The organism is Domibacillus sp. PGB-M46, from assembly GCF_022668875.1.
Classification (GTDB): Bacteria; Bacillota; Bacilli; order Bacillales; family Domibacillaceae; genus Domibacillus.
The window spans coordinates 73308-92207 of sequence record NZ_JAKGCR010000005.1 but is presented as its reverse complement, the minus strand read 5'-3'; the positions used below and the strand labels follow the sequence as shown (position 1 = coordinate 92207).

The window sequence follows — 18900 nt, the reverse complement described above, 5'->3', positions numbered from 1 at the left end:
TTAAATCGACAGTTCTTGCGATAATTCATACATACGCTGATCGACTTTATGCGGTTTTGAGAGAGCCTCAATAATGTCGTAATCAACAATTTGGTTTTGTTCGATCCCGACAGCACGACCGCCTTTTCCTTCTAGAAGTAATTCCACTGCATGTGCACCAAGACGGCTGGCGAGCACTCGGTCTGCTGCGCTTGGTGAACCTCCGCGCTGCATATGGCCCAAAACGGAAACACGCGTGTCGAATCCTGTCAACTCTTCAATAATAGCACCAAACTTGCTGCCTGTCATGACTCCTTCTGCTACGACGATAATACTGTGTTTTTTACCGCGCTCCTGGCTGCGTTTCAGCTTGGCCGCAATTTTGTTCATATCGTAGGGTGCTTCCGGAATAAGGATTGTTTCCGCACCGCCTGCAAGGCCTGACCAAAGCGCTAGATCACCGGCATGACGGCCCATTACTTCTACAATGAATGTGCGCTCATGGGAGCTGGCTGTATCCCGGATTTTATCGATCGCATCGATGACTGTATTTAAAGCTGTATCAAAGCCAATTGTAAATTCTGTTCCGGGAATGTCGTTATCGATTGTTCCAGGCACTCCGACACATGGAAAACCGTGTTCTGTTAATGCTTTCGCACCCATGTAAGAACCGTCTCCACCGATTACCACTAACCCTTCGATCCCAAACTTCTCCATTTGCTCGATGCCTTGCTTTTGGCCTTCAAGCGTTTTAAATTCCAAACAGCGGGCTGAACGCAGCATCGTTCCGCCTCGGTGAATAATATCGCCGACCGAACCACGATCTAATTGTTTAATATGCCCATTAATTAAGCCATGATATCCCTGATAAACACCAAATACTTCCATGTCGTGGTAAATCGCTTTCCGGACAACAGCACGCACGGCTGCATTCATTCCAGGTGCATCCCCGCCACTTGTTAACACACCAATTCGTTTCATATCTTGTCACCTCTAAAAATTTTTGTCAGTTGCATCTTTTGTATGCCTACCCTCTTTTAAGATAACAGAACGTTTTCCCGTTCACAATGTTTACTCAACAAGTAAGCGTTACCACCAAGAAAATGTCTATGCATGGAAAAAACCGGTCCTGAATATTAATTATTCAGGCCGGTTGTTTGTTCAGCATAGCCGCCGATTCGTTTGTATTTTTCATAACGCCGGTCAACCAGGTTTGCATGATCAATGCTCTGCAGCTCTTTCATGGCCGGATACAACACTTGGTCAATCAGCTGCGCCTGCTCTTTTGCATCACGGTGTGCCCCGCCCCGCACCTCTGGAATAATTTCATCCACAATACCGAGTGAGCGCAAATCCCGGGCTGTAATTTTCATCGTTTCTGCTGCACGCTTCGCGAGACTCGCGTCTTTCCATAATAAAGCGGCTGCTCCCTCGGGCGAGATAACCGAGTACGTAGAGTTTTCAAGCATAAACAGACGGTCACCGACACCGAGTGCTAAAGCTCCCCCACTACCTCCTTCACCAATAACAATGCAGATAATTGGTACGGTTAAGCCGGCCATTTCAAAAATATTACGGGCAATGGCTTCACTTTGTCCCCGCTCCTCCGCCGCTTTGCCCGGATAGGCACCTTTTGTATCAATTAAGCAAATGATCGGTCGTTTAAACTTTTCTGCCTGTTTCATTAAACGAAGTGCTTTCCGGTAGCCTTCCGGGTGGGGCATGCCAAACGTACGCTGAATATTTTCTTTTGTATCGCGTCCCCGCTGATGCCCAATCACCGTTACCGGCTGGCCGTGGTACTTTGCCACCCCCGCTACGATGGCTGCATCATCGCCGTATGCACGGTCTCCATGAAGTTCAAAAAATCCTTCAAACAAGAAAGGAATGTAATCCAGTGTGGTTGGACGGTTTGGATGGCGTGCCATTTGAACACGGTCCCAAGGTGTCATGCTGTTGTAAATGTCGTCTTCAAGCTTCTTTAAGCGCAGCTCAAGCTTTTCAATTTCATCTGACAAGTCTACATCAGAGCTGGAGGTGAAATTTTTGAGCTCCGCTATTTTTTCCTGCAGGTCACGGACCGGCTTTTCAAATTCAAGTCCTGTCATTGTTTTACACCGCCCGTTTGATGGATATCGAGTAAAAATGAAAGCTTTTCTTTCATTTCTTTTCTGTGCAGAACGGCATCAAGCTGTCCGCACTGAAGCAAAAATTCAGCTGTTTGAAAATCTTCCGGCAGCTTTTCGCGAATGGTTTGCTCAATAATCCGCCGCCCGGCAAATCCAATCAGCGCACCCGGCTCTGCAAAGTTAAAGTCGCCGAGAGATGCAAAGCTCGCCGATACGCCGCCTGTTGTCGGATGCGTCATTACAGAAATAATAAGTCCGCCCCGGTCGCTGAGACGCTTAAAAGCAGCCCCTGTTTTCGCCATTTGCATCAGCGATAAAACGCCTTCCTGCATCCGCGCTCCGCCGGAAGCGGTAAAGATAATAAAAGGAACTTGCAGGCGGATCGCTTCTTCAACAGCACGGGTGATTTTCTCACCCACCACTGAACCCATGCTGCCCATCCGGAAAGATGAGTCCATGAACGCAAAAGCGGCCCGATGGCCATCGATGGCGCCAACGCCTGTGACAATCGCTTCATTCAGCCCGGTTTTCTTTCGGTCGGCCGCTATTTTTTCTTCATAATCAGGAAACCCGAGCGGATTAGCTGTTGACAGCTCCGCATCAAGTTCACGGAAAGATCCTTCATCAAGAAGGCTTTCGATCCGTTCAAACGCCTTCATCGGATAATGATATCCGCAGCCCATGCAAACATGAAGATTTTTTTCGAGTTCTTTTGTATACATGATCTTTTTGCACTTCGGACACTTTTGCATGATGCCTTCTGGAACATCCTGCTTGGCTGCCTCCGAAGGAATGGTTGCATATTTTATTTTTTTTGGTTTTTGTTTGGTAAACATATTTTTAATCGCCATTGTCCCACCCCTTTACTGGCGTTTTGAATACTGAATTTGTCTGGCTGATGCCAGCAGCTTTTGGAGCCGTTCATGGTCCGGATCTCTTCCTGCGTAATTTGAAATAATCATCCATATGTTTTGCAGGAGCCGATTGCCGGTTTTACCTGTCAGCTCTTCAAAAGAACCTGTCAGCTCTATTGAATCTAAATCGGCTTTTCCCGCCAAAACGGCGAGACAGCCGAGCTCCAAGATCGCCTTTACATCGTGAAGATCTTCTTTTGCTTGGTCGCCATCAAAAAGAAAGGTACCGATAAGCGGGACAAGCTGATGGTCTTTGAAGTCACGCAGAAAAGTCCCTTCGCCGCGCCGCGTTTCAATAAGCCCCAGCAGCTCGAGCGCCCGCAATGCTTCACGAACTGAGGAACGCCCGATAGAAAGCTTGTCTGAAAGCTCGCGCTCTGAAGGGATTTTATCTCCGGGCCGAAGGCGGTCCCTTTTGATCATTTCCTGAATTTGTGCAATGGCAGCCAAAAATTTTGATGGCGGGCGCAAAGAATCAGTCATTTATTCACCTTTGCCAATCAATGACAGCTGCATGGTTCTTTGGCGAACATCCTCCGGTTCTACTTTCCGGCGCGCCACGCCTGTTTCCATGCCGGCTTTTGCTACAGCCGCTGCTACGGCAGGCGCAACCCGGGGGTCAAAAGGACCTGGAATTACATAATCGGCATGAAGGTCTTCTTCAGCCACAAGGCTGGCAATCGCTTCTACAGCAGCTTGTTTCATTTTTTCATTTATATGTGTGGCACGGACATCTAATGCCCCGCGGAAAATACCCGGAAAAGCCAGCACATTGTTTACTTGGTTCGGAAAATCAGAACGGCCGGTTCCGATTACTTTTGCTCCGGCTGCTTTTGCTTCTTCCGGCATAATTTCTGGTGTCGGGTTTGCCATCGCAAAAATAATAGGTTCTTCGTTCATCGTTTGGATCATTTCTTTCGTCAGTGCACCCGCTACCGATACTCCGATAAATACGTCCGCTCCTTCAATAATATCAGCAAGGCTGCCGGCTTTTTTCTCGCGGTTCGTAAACTTCGCTACTTCGTCTTTTACGGAATTCATGCCATCTGGACGCCCTTCGTAAATGGCTCCGCGCGAGTCACACATAATAATATTTTGCACGCCATATCCTTTTAATAATTTAATAATAGCAATACCTGCCGCACCCGCGCCATTCGCCACTACTTTAATGTCCGTCATCTTTTTCCCTGCCAGCTTAAGGGCATTAATTAAACCGGCTACTGTCACAATAGCAGTACCGTGCTGATCATCATGGAAAACAGGGATATTTGTTTCTTTCTTCAGCCGCTCCTCAATCACAAAGCAGTTCGGAGCCGCAATATCTTCTAAGTTTACGCCGCCAAATGTCGGCTCCATCATTTTAACCGTTTCAATGATTTTTTCTGGATCCGTTGAGTTTAAGCAGACTGGAAAAGCATCTACGCCTGCAAAGCTCTTAAACAGCACAGCTTTTCCTTCCATTACCGGAAGAGAGGCTTCCGGGCCGATATTGCCCAGTCCAAGCACTGCAGTGCCGTCTGAGACAACCGCTACCATATTGCCTTTCATTGTATAATCATACACAGTTTCTGGCTTTTCATAAATTTCTTTGCACGGCTCTGCCACACCGGGTGAATAAGCAAGACTTAAGTCTTTTGCATTTTTCACAACTGTTTTAATACCGGTCGACAATTTACCGTGATTTTCTTTATGCATTTGAAGCGCTTCTTCCCGATTCGACATTCTGCCAGCTCCTCTTTTTCTCCTTCAAGTGGTCAGACCACACAATTCAATATAATACTTTAAACGATTCACCCCGAATTGTAAAGGTTAGTCAAAAGATTTAAGCACAACGTTGCGTGTTCCACACTTTTTTTTCAGCCCCTCAATCAATTCTTCTTTCGGTGACACTTTATACTTCGGCCCGAGCCTTACCGTTTCCTTCGTCCGTTCATAATGGATCACCACCGAGGCCTGGCCCGGATAAAGCTGAAGCTCTTCCACTACCCAGCCTGCCAGCTCACTTTCTCCTTTTCCCTCCGGCAGCTGGATAAAAAGAACTTGTTTTTTCTCCATCGTTTTGTTTATTCCTTCTTGAATCGGTTCCAGAGAATGAACAATAAGCTGGAGACTGCCGTTTCGTTCTTCTGCTGATCCTTTTACAAGTACAGCTTTCCCTTTTTCAATAAATGGGCCATGTTTTCGGTACGCTTCCGGAAACAAGATCATTTCCCGCTCTCCTGTTTCATCTGCAAGAGAGGAAAAAGCCATTTTATCTCCTTTTTTCGTACGGATCTCACGAATGCTTCCGATCATTCCTGCTGTGATGACCTTTCGGCCGGATTGAACCTTTATCACCGGAACGGCACCGGCTTGAGCAAGCACCTTTCGATGAATCGCTATCGGGTGATCCGAAACATACAGACCGAGCATTTCCCGTTCTTTTTCCAGTTTTATATCTACGGGAAGTCCAGTTACATCCGCATATTTAGGATGGAACGATACACCAAGCCCTTCAAATAAACTCCCTTCGTCCGGCTGAATAAGAGCTGCGTGTTCTATGGCCGCATCAATACTGGCCAGCAGCACCGCACGATCCTGGCCAAACTCATCCATCGCTCCCGCATAAATCAGTGATTCGATTGCTTTCCGATTTACAATATTCGCCGGAACCCGCTGGCAGAAATCAAATAAATCCTGAAAACGGCCCTCTTTGCGCTCCTCTATAATCGTTTTGGCAACCGTCTGGCCCACTCCTTTTACCGGCACAAGACCAAATCTAATTCCATCTTGTTCTGCTTGAAAGGAATAGCTGCTCATATTAACAGATGGTGCGAGAAAAGAAAGATCATACTCCGCTGCCTCCGCTGCGTACTGCCGCATCTTTTCTTCATTTCCCGTTTGAGATTGCAAAAGCGCTGCTAGAAAATGAGCCGGATAATGGACCTTCAGCCAGGCAAGCCAGTATGCGATCATACTGTAGGCAACCGCATGGCTTCGGTTAAAGCCGTAGTCGGCAAACCGGACAATCAAGTCGTACACGAAAAGAGCGATGTTTTCATCGACACCGTTTTGAACAGCACCGCTGACAAAATGTTTTCGCTCCTGCTCCAATGTCTCTTTTTTCTTTTTGCTTACAGCACGGCGCAGCAAATCGGCTTCTCCGGGTGTGAAGCCGGATAGCTGCACAGCGATTTGAATAATCTGCTCCTGGTAGACAATGATGCCATACGTCGGCTCTAGTATCTCTTTTAAAACGGGATGTGGATACTGAAGCGATTCCTGTCCATGCCGCCGTTTAATATAGGTGGGAATCTGTTCCATTGGGCCGGGCCGGTATAAGGCATTCACGGCCACCATATCTTCAAAGCGGTTTGGCTGCAGCTGCGTGAGAACATTTTTCATTCCTTCAGATTCAAATTGAAAAATACCGGCTGTTTTTCCTTCCCCAAGCAGCTTGAAAACATCATGATCATCTAGCGAAAGCGACAATAAGTCTATCCTCCGGCCGGTTTTTCTTCGAATAGAAGCGATGATCCGTTCGATTGTTGTTAAATTGCGCAAGCCCAGCAAATCTATTTTTAAAAGCCCCAGCTGCTCAAGCGGCTCCATTGGATATTGCGTTAAATACACCTCGTCATGCCCCTTCATGATAGGCACATGGTCAGTGAGCGGCTTTTCAGTCATTACGATACCCGCTGCATGTGTAGAGGTATGGCGCGGCAGTCCTTCCAGGCGGAGTGCTGTTTGATAAATGCGTTCATGAACAGGGGACTCCGCCCGCCAGCCCCCTAAGTTAACCTGTGAAAGCTTTGTTCCTGGCGTCGACGGAATAAGCTTTGACAGCCGTGATAATTCTCCGCTTTCAAAACCGAAGACCCGGGCTGTGTCCCTCATCACCGCTTTAGCTGATAATGTACCGAACGTTACAATTTGCGCGGCGTGAACAGCTCCATATTTTTGGGTGATGTACCGGATTACCTCATCACGGCGATAATCCGGAAAGTCAATATCAATATCCGGCATCGTAATCCGCTCCGGATTTAAAAACCGCTCAAACAAGAGATTATGGCGGATAGGATCTACTGCGGTAATACCAAGGGCAAAGGCTACAAGAGATCCGGCAGCGGATCCCCGGCCCGGTCCTGTGAGAATTCCTTGTTTTTTGGCAAAGTGTACAAAATCATGAACAATTAAAAAGTAATCACTGAAATTCATTCTGCTGATTACAGACAGCTCGTAGGAAAGGCGTTCTATATAAGCTGGATCACTTCGATCCCTCAGCCCTTCCATACACAAATTTTTCAGCCGTTCATCGGCACTTTCTCCCTCCGGAAGAGGAAATGCAGGAAGAAGGCGGCTGCCAAATTTTATGTTTACATCGCAGAGCCTGGCAATAACCGCTGTATTGTCCATTGCTTCCGGAATATCTTGATAGAGTTCCTTCCATTCAGCCTCGGACTTAAAAGAATACACCGCTTCCGTTAATTCTTCTTCCGGTTCAATAAGCCGGTTGTCCCGGATGGCCTGGAGGCATGCTGAAGCAAAAGCGCCTGCTGGATCGGCATACTGAACATGGCCAATGGCTACAACCGGAATGTCGTCAGCCCTTGCTTTTTCTATTAAAAAACGTTCAGCCCGCGTTCCACGAAGCCCAATATAAAAATGCTGAAAAACTTCTTTAAAAAAAGCCAGTGCTTCCCCGGAAGGATCACCGTCCAGGCCTGGCAGGACGGCAATCAGATCTTTGGCATATCCGTTCAGCCAGCGAAGCGGAAGACCGGCTTCTGCTTTTGTCTGCAGAGCACTGGAAATTTTAATTAAGTTTGAAAAGCCATTATCATTTTGCGCGTACAAAAGAAGCGGATATGCCCGACCACTCTCCTGCTGGGCCTCTACTTCCGCTTTTAATCCCATAATAGGCTTAATGCCGCGCTTTTGACAGGCAAGATAAAAAGGAATAGCTCCATGCAGGTTGTTCCAATCTGTCAGCGCGACCGCCTTTTGGCCCGCTTCCTGCGTTTTTTGAGCGATTTGCTCTGGCGTGAGCGTCGCGCCGCGAAAGCTGTATGCCGTTTCCGTTTCCAGCTGGATCACTTCTTTTCACTCCTCTCACAATCTGAATATACGTTCTCTTTTTAATATAAAAAGAAAGGAGAAAAAATTCTCCTTTATTGTCCTGCTACAAGATTTTTTAAATCTGCTATAACTTGGTCTGCTTCTTCCCATGAATACACACTTGCCCCTGCCGCAAGCGCATGGCCGCCGCCTCCGTGCTTCATCGCCAGCCCATTAATGACAGGTCCCTTTGAGCGGAAGCGCACGCGGATTTGATCTTCTTCTTCAATAAAGAAGACCCATGCTTTAATGCCTTTTACACCACTTAAAATACTGACAAGCAGAGAGGTTTCAGCTTGTGTAGCACGGAATTGCTTTAACAATTCTTTCGTCAGCCGCACTTCCGCTACACCCGATTCATCCATCACAAAATGCTGAAGGATATATCCTTCAAGCTTCAAGACATGTGCGTCTTTTTCATACAAATGGTTAAACAGCTCCTGCCGGTCAAACGCATACTGCATCAATTCGCCAGCGCACTGCATAGTCTCAATCGTCGTAGACGGGTATAAAAAACGCCCTGTATCACTGACAATACCTGCATAAAGAAGGCGTGCTGCTTCGTCATTGATCTTCAGCTGTCCGCCAGATGTTTTAAACAGTTCATAAATCATCTGGCTGCACGCTGCCGCATCTTCCTCTACCCAAAGAAGATCGCCGTATGGATCCTCATTTGGATGATGATCAATTTTAATCACTTCTTTGCCAAGTTTGAAACGCTGATCGCAAACTCGCGCCTGGTTGGCTGTATCACATACAATGACGAGCGCATTTTCATAAACACTGTCTTCAATTTGATCGAGGCGCCGCATAAAAGAAAGCGTCTGCTCCTCTGCCCCAACTGTATAAACGTTTTTTTCCGGAAACGTAGCGCGGATTATTTCAGCGAGCCCTCCTTGTGATCCGTATGCGTCCGGGTCCGGACGTACGTGACGGTGAAGAATGATCGTATCGTATTCTTTAATTTTATCAATAATCTGTTGTTTCAACTTTTTTCCCCTTCTCTATAGGCTTGTTTCCGGTGGAAATCCGCCGCTGTTCCCGTTACAATAAAAACGGAAGCCAAAAAACGGAGGAATACATCGAATGCCTAATTTCTTGTTGGTCGTCATCATTGTTTTATCGTTTATGTTTTACTTGTTTTATAAAGTACAGTATGTCAGAAGCAGACGGCCAATGGAAAGAAAATGGCTGTCCGCTAAATCCAGTATGGCACTGGGGTTATTTGTCGGCATGTTTGGCGTAAATACGCTGCTTATTCAGCAGACTACAACCGCCTATATTATTTCCGCCATTTTTATTTTGTACGGATTCGCCAGCATGGCGGCCGGTTTTAAATTGTATAGGCATTACCAGCCATTCGCCCGGCAGGAAGCAGAACAAATGGATCGGCTGTAACCGAGGAAGCAGGCAGGCCGCCTGCTTTTTTATCGATCAATTAACTGGCACATCATCATCGCTTTGCCCGCAAGCACCCCTGCATTATATACCTCGACATCTACTTTCCCGAACTTACGGCCAATTTCCAGCACTTTGGGGGCAACCGTAAGAATGGACTCCATCTGAATCGGTTTTAAAAAGTAAATCGTGATATTTTCTACCACCAGGTCCCCGCGTTTATGTGCACGCAAAACGCGATTTGCAGCTTCGGTTACAATTGTTGTAAACACTCCGTAAGAAACCGTGCCAAGCTGGTTGGTCATTTGCGGGGTTACCTCAAACTGATAACTGCCGCTTGCGCTTTGATCCTCAGGCAGAATCAGCTGCTTGGCAATCGTATCATCGAGGGTCTCGGCTGCCTGTGGCTGACGCTGTGCGGTTTGCATCGCTTTAAGCACATCCTGGCGGCTGACAATACCCTGCAGACGATTTTGTTCGTCTACGACTGGCAGCAGTTCAATTCCTTCCCAGATCATCATATGGGCGGCTGAAGCCACACTTGTTTTCAAGGTGACGGTAAGCGGGTGTTTTGTCATTACTTTTTCCACACCAGTTTCCTGGCCGCTTCCCATAATATCCTTCGCCGTTACAATACCGAATACCTTTAAGTGCTCATCTACAACCGGAAACCGGCTGTGTGACGTTTCTCTGTTTTTATCCAGCCAGTCACCCACTGTATCTCCAAGTTGAAGAAATACACTGCTTTCCACTGGTGTTAAAATATCCCCGACCAGTACAATTTCTTTTTTGATCAGCTGATCGTAGATCGCCCGGTTGATCATGGCTGCTACGGTAAATGTATCATAGCTTGTTGAGATGACCGGCATCTCCAGCTCATCGGCCAGTTTTTTTATTTCGTCGCCTGCCTCAAATCCGCCTGTAATGAGGACAGCAGCGCCCGCTTGAAGAGCGAGCTCATGAGCTTTCACACGGTTACCAATAATCAGCAGGTTGCCTGGTCCTGTGTAGCGCATCATCGCCTCGAGCTGCATTGCTCCGATGACAAACTTATTTAATGTTTTATACAACCCGTTCCGCCCGCCAAGCACTTGTCCGTCTACAATATTTACAACCTCTGCAAATGTCAGCTTTTCAATATTCTCTTTTTTCTTCTGCTCGATCCGAATCGTGCCGACACGCTCAATCGCACTGACCATGCCTTTTGTCTCAGCATCCTTTATGGCCCGGTAAGCAGTCCCTTCACTAAGCGACAGCGCTTTGGCAATCTGGCGGACGGAAATTTTTTCACCGATCGGTAATTCCTCAATATATTGAAGAATTTGTTCGTGTTTTGTTGTCACTGGCTCCACCCGTCCCTTTCCGCTCTCATTCCTTTTTCAATTATAGAACAAAACAAAGCGAAAAAAAAGAAGCCGCCTCAATTGAGACGGCTCCGCTTTTATAACTCGATTACTTCCCCTACGGTCATTACCCGGCCGCTTCCGTTTTGTACCCTAGAAACAAAATCTGCAGGATTTTGGCGGATTGGCGGAAATGTATCGTAATGAATAGGCACCGTTATTTTTGCCTGCAAAAATTCTGCTGCGACCGCCGCGTCTTCCGGCCCCATCGTAAAATTGTCCCCGATCGGAAGAAAGGCCAGGTCGATTGGATGACGCTCCGCGATTAGTTTCATATCGGAAAATAAAGCAGTATCACCTGCGTGATAAACGGTTTTTCCTTCATTCATAATCAGTACACCCGCCGGCATACCCATATAAAGAAACGTTCCATCTGCCTGCTGAAGCCCTGAGCCATGGAAAGCCTGCGTAAATTTGATTTTCCCAAATTCGAATTCACGGCTTCCGCCAATATGCATCGGATGGGCTTCTATCCCCTGGTGCTGCAGGTAAAGAGCGAGTTCATTGACTGCAATGACGAGCGCACCGCTTCGCCTGGCAATATCAACCGTATCTCCGACGTGGTCCCCATGTCCGTGTGTAAGAACAATAAAATCCGGACTTTGTTCATCTGCTCTTAAATCTGTTAAATCATTTCCAGTAATAAACGGATCGATCAGAACTGTTTTTCCATTTGATCGGATTTTTACAACTGAATGTCCATGATACGATACTTTCATGAGCAGACTCCCTTCTTTAATCTTTAATACATCAGAGGATTTTTCCCTATCTTTAAAATCTCCAAACCTCTTTAAGAAAGTTTACAGAAATGTTAGACTTATCACTTTTGATTTCCTTTTTTTGAGGTAAAATAAAACTATAAGGGGGAATGAATTATGCTCAAATACAAGCACATCTTAGTAGCGGTAGATGGGTCAAAGGAAGCGGAATGGGCATTTAAAAAGTCTATTCAAATCGCCAAACGAAATGGCGCTTCGCTTAATCTGGTCCATGTCATTGATACCCGCTCATTCGCTGCTATTGAAGCGTATGACCGTTCCATTGCCGACCGGGCAACAAAGTACGGAAATGAACTCTTAAATGATTACAAAAAAGAAGCAGCAGCGGCCGGTGTTACAAACATAAATGTATTTGTTGAATACGGGTCTCCAAAAACTGTTATTCCAAAAAACGTAGCAAAGCATGTAGAAGCCGATTTAATTATATGCGGGGCCACCGGGCTTAACGCAATGGAACGCTTTTTGATCGGAAGCGTTTCCGAGCATATAACGCGGGCAGCCGGATGCGATGTGTTAATTGTCCGTACGGATGATCCTGATGAATAACAAAAAAACCGCCACTCCTTTGGCGGTTTTTTTATAGAAAGCGCCACTGATAGCAGCGCCTTACGCTTTTTATTTAAGCAGTTCTTTTGCCGCTTGAATCTGGTTTTCTACTTGGTCAAAACCAGTGCCGCCAAGAGACTTCCTTCTCTTAACCGCTTCATACGGAGATAGAACGCCGTAAATATCCTCTTCAATAACACTTGATGCTTCTTTCAGCTCTTCCATAGAAAGATCAAGCAGGAAGCACCCTTTTTGAATGCACGTAAAAACAAGTTTCCCTGTGATTTCATGCGCCTCTCGGAATGGGATGCCTTTTGCAGCCAGGTAATCCGCAAGCTCTGTTGCATTAGAAAAGTCATTTTGCACGGCGTCTTTCATGCGGTCTTCGTTTACCGTCATTGTATCCACCATGCCAGCGAAAATTTTCAAAGAACCGAGAACAGTATGAACAGTGTCAAACATGCCCTCTTTGTCTTCCTGCATATCTTTGTTATATGCAAGCGGCAGTCCTTTTAAAATCGTCAGCAAACTAAACAAGTTTCCATATACACGGCCCGTTTTGCCGCGGATCAACTCTGCCATATCCGGATTTTTCTTTTGCGGCATAATGCTTGAGCCTGTTGAGAACGTATCGTCCATCTCGACAAAACGAAACTCCTGGCTTGACCATAAAATAATTTCTTCTGCAAAGCGGGATAAGTGCATCATTAAAATGGATGATGCGCTTAAAAACTCAAGAATGAAATCCCGATCGCTTACCGCATCCATGCTGTTTTGATAGACGCCGGCGAATCCAAGCAGTTCTGCTGAACGCTCACGGTCAATCGGGAATGTTGTTCCCGCAAGTGCCCCCGCCCCGAGCGGTGATACATCGATCCGTTTAAGCGCTTCTGTGAACCGCTCTTTGTCACGCTGCAGCATCCAAAAATATGTCATTAAATGATGGCCGAATGAAATCGGCTGCGCCCGCTGCAAGTGTGTGTAGCCTGGCGCAATCGTTTCTTTGTGCTGATCGGCTTTCTCCACTAAAACCGATTGAAATTGGCTGATTAGCCCGATAATGTTTTTAACCTGCTTCTTCAGGTACAAATGCATATCTGTAGCAACTTGATCATTCCGGCTTCTTCCGGTATGAAGCTTGCCGCCAACAGGGCCAATCGAATCAATTAAAGCTTTTTCTAAATTTAAATGGATGTCTTCAAGCGAAACCGAAAACTCGATTTCACCGGCTTCGGCTTTCTTCTTTAAAGCCTCAAGTCCTGACTTGATTTGTTCCATTTCTTCACTTGTTAAAATACCTGTTTCACCAAGCATGGTCACGTGGGCGATGCTGCCTTCGATATCCTCGAAAACGAGCTCCTGGTCAAATGAGATGGACGCTCCGAATTCGTCTACCCACTCTTCCGCTGATTTTTGAAACCGGCCGCCCCATAACTTTTTCGTCATGATTACTTAAGCCCCTTCTCTTTATGAACCCGTGAACTCACAACCGTTGGAAGACCATATAAGTTGATGAAACCAACTGCAGACGCATGGTCAAAAGCATCGTCTTTCGAGTATGTTGCAAGGCTTTCATCATACAATGAATACGGCGATTTTCTTCCTTCTACAATTGCATGGCCTTTAAACAATTTTACACGAACTGTGCCTGTTACATATTTCTGTGTATCTTTTAAAAACGCAACAAGCGATTCACGAATTGGGTTAAACCAAAGACCGTCATAAATAATTTCCGTTAAACGTTTTTCAATGACTGGTTTAAAGTGAGCCAATTCTTTTACAAGTGTAATATCTTCAAGCTCTTTATGTGCAGTGATCAATGTCGTCGCACCCGGAGTCTCGTATACTTCACGCGATTTAATGCCGATCAAGCGGTTTTCAATATGGTCAATACGGCCGATACCGTGCTTGCCTGCCACTTCGTTTAAGTGAAGAATGAGTTCTGCCAGCTCCATTTTTTCACCATTCACAGATGTTGGAACCCCTTCTTCAAAATCAATTTCAATGATATCCGGCGTATCCGGCGTATCTTCTAAGTGAGCAGTTAAGTCGTATGCCTCAAGCGGCGGTGCTGCCCAAGGATCTTCAAGAGCGCCACACTCATTAGCACGTCCCCATAAGTTTTGGTCAATTGAGAACGGGCTTTCTTTACCGATTGGCACCGGCACATTATGCTGTTTCGCATATTCGATTTCTTCTTCACGTGACCAAGCCCAGTCACGAACAGGCGCCAATACTTCAAGGTCTGGATTAAGAGCGCGGATCGCCACTTCAAAACGAACCTGGTCGTTTCCTTTTCCTGTGCATCCGTGCGCAACAGCTGTTGCATTTTCTTGTTCTGCGATTTCAACCAGCTTTTTTGAAATAAGCGGACGAGACAGTGCAGATACAACTGGATACTTGTTTTCGTACCATGTATGCCCCTGCAAAGCAACAAGCGCAAAATCTTCCGCGAATTCTTTTTTCGCATCGATCATGTAGCTTTCGACTGCACCAACCTGCAGGGCTTTGTTTTTAATAAATTCAAGATCTTTTCCTTCGCCGACGTCCAAGCAAACCGCTACAACGTCGTATCCTTTTTCTTTCAGCCACGGAATTGCAACGGATGTATCAAGGCCACCCGAATATGCCAGAACTACTTTCTTACCCATCTATATTTCCTCCTCTTTCTTGCGAACAAAAGTATATTTATTCAACGAATCTTATTTTTATTCTTATATTATGTATAAAGAATATCATGTTCAGAGGGGCCTTTCAAGTGGTTTTCTCAAAAAAAAATACATTTTTTTGTGTATTTATGTAAAGATTCTGCATATTCAGCTCTTTTGCTATTTTACCCTTTTTCTTTTACTATGGAAGAAACCCGTTAAAAGCAGGTGACCAAATGTTTCAATATGATAAACGCCTGGGCATTCCTCTTCCTTCGCTTCAGCATGACTGGTTTTCTTATTCCGTGAATGAACGCCAGCAGATCACTCTCGAATGGGAAACGATCCGAGGAACCATCCCAGACCGCATCGGCGAACTTGAAGGGCAAATTAATAGGAAACAAGCCGCCTTAAATGAAGAAGAGAACTTCGACCAATCGTGCCGGCTGAATACAGAGATCAGTGAACTTGCTTCTATCATTAATGATTTATGGCTTTGGTTTAGAACGTCGCCAGACGTAGATGAGGCAAAAAAAACACATGCATAAAAAAGAACCGGTTTTTTAATTCCGGTTCTTTTTTTCATGCAAATAACGGTATTGATAATATCGTTCCGCCAACACTGCTGTTTCGTTTACTGTCCGCCAGCTTGCTCCAATGCCAATGGCCATTGACAGGAGTGGAAGGCCGGACATTTTCTGGCGGCGAAATCCCCTGACAGCTGCCAGCTTGATGATGTATTGCAGCGGCTCCCGCAGCATCGACTCATTGAAGGACCAGCGGCCGTCTATATAAGACGTTCCTTCTTCCAACTCCGTAATCAGCTGCACCCATCCATCTACTTTTAAATGCTTCGGGAGCATGGCTGTATACAGTACGTGAAGGATGGTTTCTTTCTCAAATGGTTCGTTCAAATCAAAACCATAGGACATCGCAGTTGCTTCAATAACATGCAGCTGAATAACGGGCAGTGAAACCACATCGGCTGCCAGCGGCAAAAGTTTTCCTGTTCCCGTAAGAGCCCCCTGTGCAGCTGCAAGAAGGCGGCTGCGGGCTGTTTGCTGGCTGCTTATGTAATGAAGCTGATCAATGGGCAGGCGGCTCATATGTGCCAGCGTTTCGATTTCCTCATCAAAAACCCGCGCTACAGCCAGCACTCGACTGCATACTTGGTTTTGAAGCTGTGTTTTGTGCATAAACGCATAAATATTCTTTAAGCCTTCATCCGCTTTTTCAGCGAGGAGCGTCTGCGTCTCTTCCGGCAGGACAGCTGCGGCCTGGCTCGTAAAAGAATTCGCTTCTTCTGCTGTGCTGTTTTGATCAGCTGCAAGCTGCTGTTCCCACGCCATTAACTCATCCCAGTAAGCCTGATCCCGTTTTGTCCACATATTGGTCATCCCTTCTGATAATCTGCAAACCACCGATCAATTTTTTGTACAATAGACGCTGTTGCCCTTTTATCCGTTAAAGACGGCATTGCTGCGAGCAGTACTTCCTTCGGCTTTTTCACACCCGGTGCTTTTTTCCGGATCATCAAAATACTTTTTGCTGCATTTTTGTTTTTAAAAAGGGTTTCCGGCAGCTGGATCACACCTTCGATATACGCTTCTTCCGTTAAAAAAGCCTGCAGCTTTTTCGCTTCCGGCGATTCGAACAGACCATTTGGAATAATAAAGAAAAGCTGGCCGCCCGGCCTAGTGTGATGTAAGCTCTGCTCAATAAACAGATGATGTGCATATGAGTGGCCGCTGTCCGCTTTTAGCTTGTAAGAAGACGCCCGAGCATCATTTGGATAATAGCCAACCGGCAGGTCGCATACAACAACATCAACTGGATCGATTAAAAGCGGCTCTAGTGCGTCCTGGTTATATAGCGTAATAGGATGGTGCAGGAGGTTGGCTCCCGCATATGCCAGCTTAAGCAGCACATCATCAAGGTCAACCCCATACGCTTCCACCTTGCCGCCAAATTCATTTAACACAGTGGCCACGAGATTTCCTGTTCCAATAGTTGGGTCAAGAAGGGTAAAAGAATTATTTTTCCCCATGCTTTTTCTTAATAAATAAGCAATAAACAAACCGATCGAGTCCGGTGTCATTTGATGATTGGGCTGTACATGCTCTTTCATGCCTTTTAAAATAGCGAGCTGAAACGCTTTGCGGATCGCTTCTTTTGAATAGCGGTCGAGCTGTGCGCTGCTGTAAAGCTTTTGCAGGCGTTTTTCATCCATCTCATTTAATTCTTCCTGGATAACATCCCCGTGGAAAAGATTTTCTGCCGTTTCACCGAGTGCTTCTAAATAGGGAATAGACAAAAGACGGCTTAGAAGAGCGGCCGATTCATCGAATACCCCAAATAAATTTTCTACTGTTAATTCCTGTGTCATAAAAAAACCTCACTTTCCTGTCGAAAAAAACAGCCGGCTCCGACAAAATGTCAAAGCCGGCTGCAAACCGAGCCTGTACTAAATTAGTTTGCTGCTTTTGCAGCTTCAATTGCTGCGGCGTAGTCTGGATGATCTGTTCCTTCTCCAACATACTCCACGTATGTAACAGTGTCGCTTGAATCGATTACAAAAACAGAACGAGCCAGAAGGCGAAGTTCCTGCATGCCAACGCCGTACGCTTGTGCAAATGAAAAATCACGGTGATCTGATAATGTTTTTACATTTTCAAGACCCGCTGCTGCACACCAGCGTTTTTGAGCAAATGGAAGGTCAGCCGAAATGGTTAATACTTCAACGTTGTCCAATTGGGCTGCTTCTTCGTTAAAACGGCGTGTCTGCGCATCGCAAACACCTGTATCAATCGAAGGCACTACACTGATTAAACGCACTTTGCCTGCTGTGTCTGCAAGCGTGACTGGAGATAAGTCATTTGCCAAAACAGTAAAGTCCGGCGCTTTGTCTCCTACTTTTACTTCATCGCCAATCAATGTCATTGGATTGCCTTTAAATGTTACGTTTGCCATCTATAATTCCCTCCACATTCTGCATTATACATACATCATACTGAATCGACCAATGCCATTGCAATGAAAAAGAGTTAAATAACGGCTTTTTTCTTTTGAACCGTTTTTAATTGAGCAAATGTAAAAACAACGAGCGCACTCCAAATAAAAGAAAACGACAGCAGCTGGGATGGTGTAAAAGGCTCATGGTATAAAAACACACCGAGCAGCAGTGTCATTGTCGGAGCAATATACTGTAAAAAACCAATTAAATAAAGCGGTATTTTTTGGGCGCCGTGACCAAACAAAAGAAGGGGAACGGCTGTCAGTACGCCTCCTCCGATAAGCAGAAGATCCGTTTGTACACTGCCGGAAAACAATTGAAGGGTTCCGCCCGATGAAAGAAAAGCCAAATATAAAACAGCGATCGGCGTCACAACAGCTGTCTCGATCGTCAATCCCACTGCAGCATCCATTCTGATCATTTTCTTAGCCAGTCCGTAAAGCGCAAACGAAACCGCCAGTGATATCGATACCCACGGAAAAGAGCCATAGGAAAAAGTCATAATGAGCACACCGCATCCTGCTAGAATAAAAGAAAGGATTTGTGCTTTTGAAAGAGCTTCTTTCAACACAAGAATACCGAGCAGCACACTCATAAGCGGATTGATATAATAGCCCATGCTTGTTTCAATAATATGGTTGTTGTTAACTGCCCAAATAAACACAAACCAGTTAATGCTGACTAAAACAGAAGCCGTTGCAAGTGCCGCCGCTTTCTTAGGGTGAGCGGTAATTTCTTTTAACACTTGTCCCAGCGGAGCAAGCTTTCTCATCAGAACAAGCAGCAAAATCATAAAAACAAACGACCATATCACGCGGTTAGCGAGTATTTCATAAGCGGATACACCGCTGACCAGCTTCCAGTAAATCGGAATCAAGCCCCATATTACATACGAACCGGCTGTATAGATCATGCCGGCTTTTCGTTCGTCCTGCATTTTTTCACCTCATTTATTTCTATACACGAAATATTTGTTGAAAGAAGCCGCGCTCAC

At 45.8% G+C, this 18900-nt stretch carries 18 protein-coding genes; 3 read left to right on the top strand and 15 right to left on the bottom strand.

All coding sequences use genetic code 11. The features are described from left to right. From pfkA to L2D08_RS08090, 7 genes are all read right to left on the bottom strand, one after another. Positions 1-960 (bottom strand): 6-phosphofructokinase, encoded by a 960-nt coding sequence (pfkA, locus tag L2D08_RS08120; RefSeq protein WP_242233261.1) that lies wholly within the window; start codon positions 958-960, stop codon positions 1-3. Between the two features lie 155 nt (positions 961-1115). After that, complete coding sequence (gene accA / locus L2D08_RS08115) at positions 1116-2087, bottom strand: acetyl-CoA carboxylase carboxyl transferase subunit alpha (RefSeq protein WP_242233260.1); 972 nt, start codon at positions 2085-2087, stop codon at positions 1116-1118. Beyond that, positions 2084-2959 carry an acetyl-CoA carboxylase, carboxyltransferase subunit beta gene (accD, locus tag L2D08_RS08110; RefSeq protein ID WP_242233259.1) on the bottom strand — a complete coding sequence of 292 codons (876 nt, stop codon included), beginning with the start codon at positions 2957-2959 and terminating at the stop codon, positions 2084-2086. The genes accA and accD overlap by 4 nt, the downstream gene beginning before the upstream one ends. A 12-nt stretch (positions 2960-2971) precedes the next feature. Further along, positions 2972-3505, bottom strand: coding sequence for a FadR/GntR family transcriptional regulator (locus L2D08_RS08105; protein WP_242233258.1), 534 nt, complete (start codon positions 3503-3505; stop codon positions 2972-2974). Beyond that, entirely contained in the window at positions 3506-4744 is a 1239-nt protein-coding gene (gene ystJ, locus L2D08_RS08100; RefSeq protein WP_242233257.1) for an NADP-dependent malic enzyme, read from the bottom strand. An 87-nt stretch (positions 4745-4831) separates the two neighbouring features. After that, positions 4832-8098 carry a DNA polymerase III subunit alpha gene (dnaE, locus tag L2D08_RS08095; protein ID WP_242233256.1) on the bottom strand — a complete coding sequence of 1089 codons (3267 nt, stop codon included), beginning with the start codon at positions 8096-8098 and terminating at the stop codon, positions 4832-4834. A gap of 74 nt (positions 8099-8172) precedes the next feature. Beyond that, the gene (locus L2D08_RS08090) at positions 8173-9108 is read right to left on the bottom strand and encodes a DHH family phosphoesterase (protein WP_242233255.1); all 936 of its coding nucleotides are present in this window, start codon (positions 9106-9108) and stop codon (positions 8173-8175) included. Positions 9109-9205: 97 nt separating this feature from the next. Between L2D08_RS08090 and L2D08_RS08085 the strand changes: the two genes are divergently transcribed. Then, positions 9206-9517 (top strand): YtpI family protein, encoded by a 312-nt coding sequence (locus L2D08_RS08085; protein ID WP_242233254.1) that lies wholly within the window; start codon positions 9206-9208, stop codon positions 9515-9517. A 29-nt stretch (positions 9518-9546) separates the two neighbouring features. Here L2D08_RS08085 and L2D08_RS08080 read toward each other — a convergent pair whose 3' ends face one another. Both L2D08_RS08080 and L2D08_RS08075 read right to left on the bottom strand, forming a co-directional pair. Next, the gene (locus L2D08_RS08080; protein WP_242233253.1) at positions 9547-10860 is read right to left on the bottom strand and encodes a CBS domain-containing protein; all 1314 of its coding nucleotides are present in this window, start codon (positions 10858-10860) and stop codon (positions 9547-9549) included. A 98-nt stretch (positions 10861-10958) separates the two neighbouring features. Continuing rightward, complete coding sequence (locus L2D08_RS08075; protein ID WP_242233252.1) at positions 10959-11639, bottom strand: metal-dependent hydrolase; 681 nt, start codon at positions 11637-11639, stop codon at positions 10959-10961. 156 nt (positions 11640-11795) lie between these two features. Here L2D08_RS08075 and L2D08_RS08070 point away from each other — a divergent pair, with 156 nt between their 5' ends. Further along, a complete protein-coding gene (locus L2D08_RS08070; RefSeq protein WP_255821888.1) occupies positions 11796-12245 on the top strand; it encodes a universal stress protein in 450 nt (149 codons plus the stop codon). Between the two features lie 69 nt (positions 12246-12314). On the opposite strand, the gene argH is transcribed toward L2D08_RS08070, so the two are convergent. Together argH and L2D08_RS08060 are read right to left on the bottom strand one after the other, a co-directional pair. Beyond that, on the bottom strand, positions 12315-13691 hold the full coding sequence (gene argH / locus L2D08_RS08065) for an argininosuccinate lyase (RefSeq protein ID WP_242233251.1): 1377 nt from the start codon (positions 13689-13691) through the stop codon (positions 12315-12317). Between the two features lie 2 nt (positions 13692-13693). Next, entirely contained in the window at positions 13694-14896 is a 1203-nt protein-coding gene (locus L2D08_RS08060; RefSeq protein WP_242233250.1) for an argininosuccinate synthase, read from the bottom strand. A gap of 233 nt (positions 14897-15129) precedes the next feature. On the opposite strand from L2D08_RS08060, the gene L2D08_RS08055 reads away from it, so the two are divergent. Beyond that, the gene (locus L2D08_RS08055) at positions 15130-15441 is read left to right on the top strand and encodes a hypothetical protein (RefSeq protein WP_242233249.1); all 312 of its coding nucleotides are present in this window, start codon (positions 15130-15132) and stop codon (positions 15439-15441) included. A gap of 15 nt (positions 15442-15456) precedes the next feature. Here L2D08_RS08055 and L2D08_RS08050 read toward each other — a convergent pair whose 3' ends face one another. The 4 genes from L2D08_RS08050 to rarD form a co-directional block, all read right to left on the bottom strand. Next, positions 15457-16281 (bottom strand): EcsC family protein, encoded by an 825-nt coding sequence (locus L2D08_RS08050; protein WP_242233248.1) that lies wholly within the window; start codon positions 16279-16281, stop codon positions 15457-15459. Positions 16282-16286: 5 nt separating this feature from the next. Further along, positions 16287-17279, bottom strand: a complete 993-nt coding sequence (locus L2D08_RS08045; protein ID WP_242233247.1) for a class I SAM-dependent methyltransferase — start codon at positions 17277-17279, stop codon at positions 16287-16289. An 83-nt stretch (positions 17280-17362) separates the two neighbouring features. Beyond that, positions 17363-17863 carry a thiol peroxidase gene (gene tpx / locus L2D08_RS08040; RefSeq protein WP_242233246.1) on the bottom strand — a complete coding sequence of 167 codons (501 nt, stop codon included), beginning with the start codon at positions 17861-17863 and terminating at the stop codon, positions 17363-17365. A 74-nt stretch (positions 17864-17937) separates the two neighbouring features. Next, positions 17938-18843: an EamA family transporter RarD gene (gene rarD / locus L2D08_RS08035; RefSeq protein ID WP_242233245.1), complete on the bottom strand. Its 906-nt coding sequence runs from the start codon at positions 18841-18843 to the stop codon at positions 17938-17940. Positions 18844-18900: the final 57 nt, after the last annotated feature.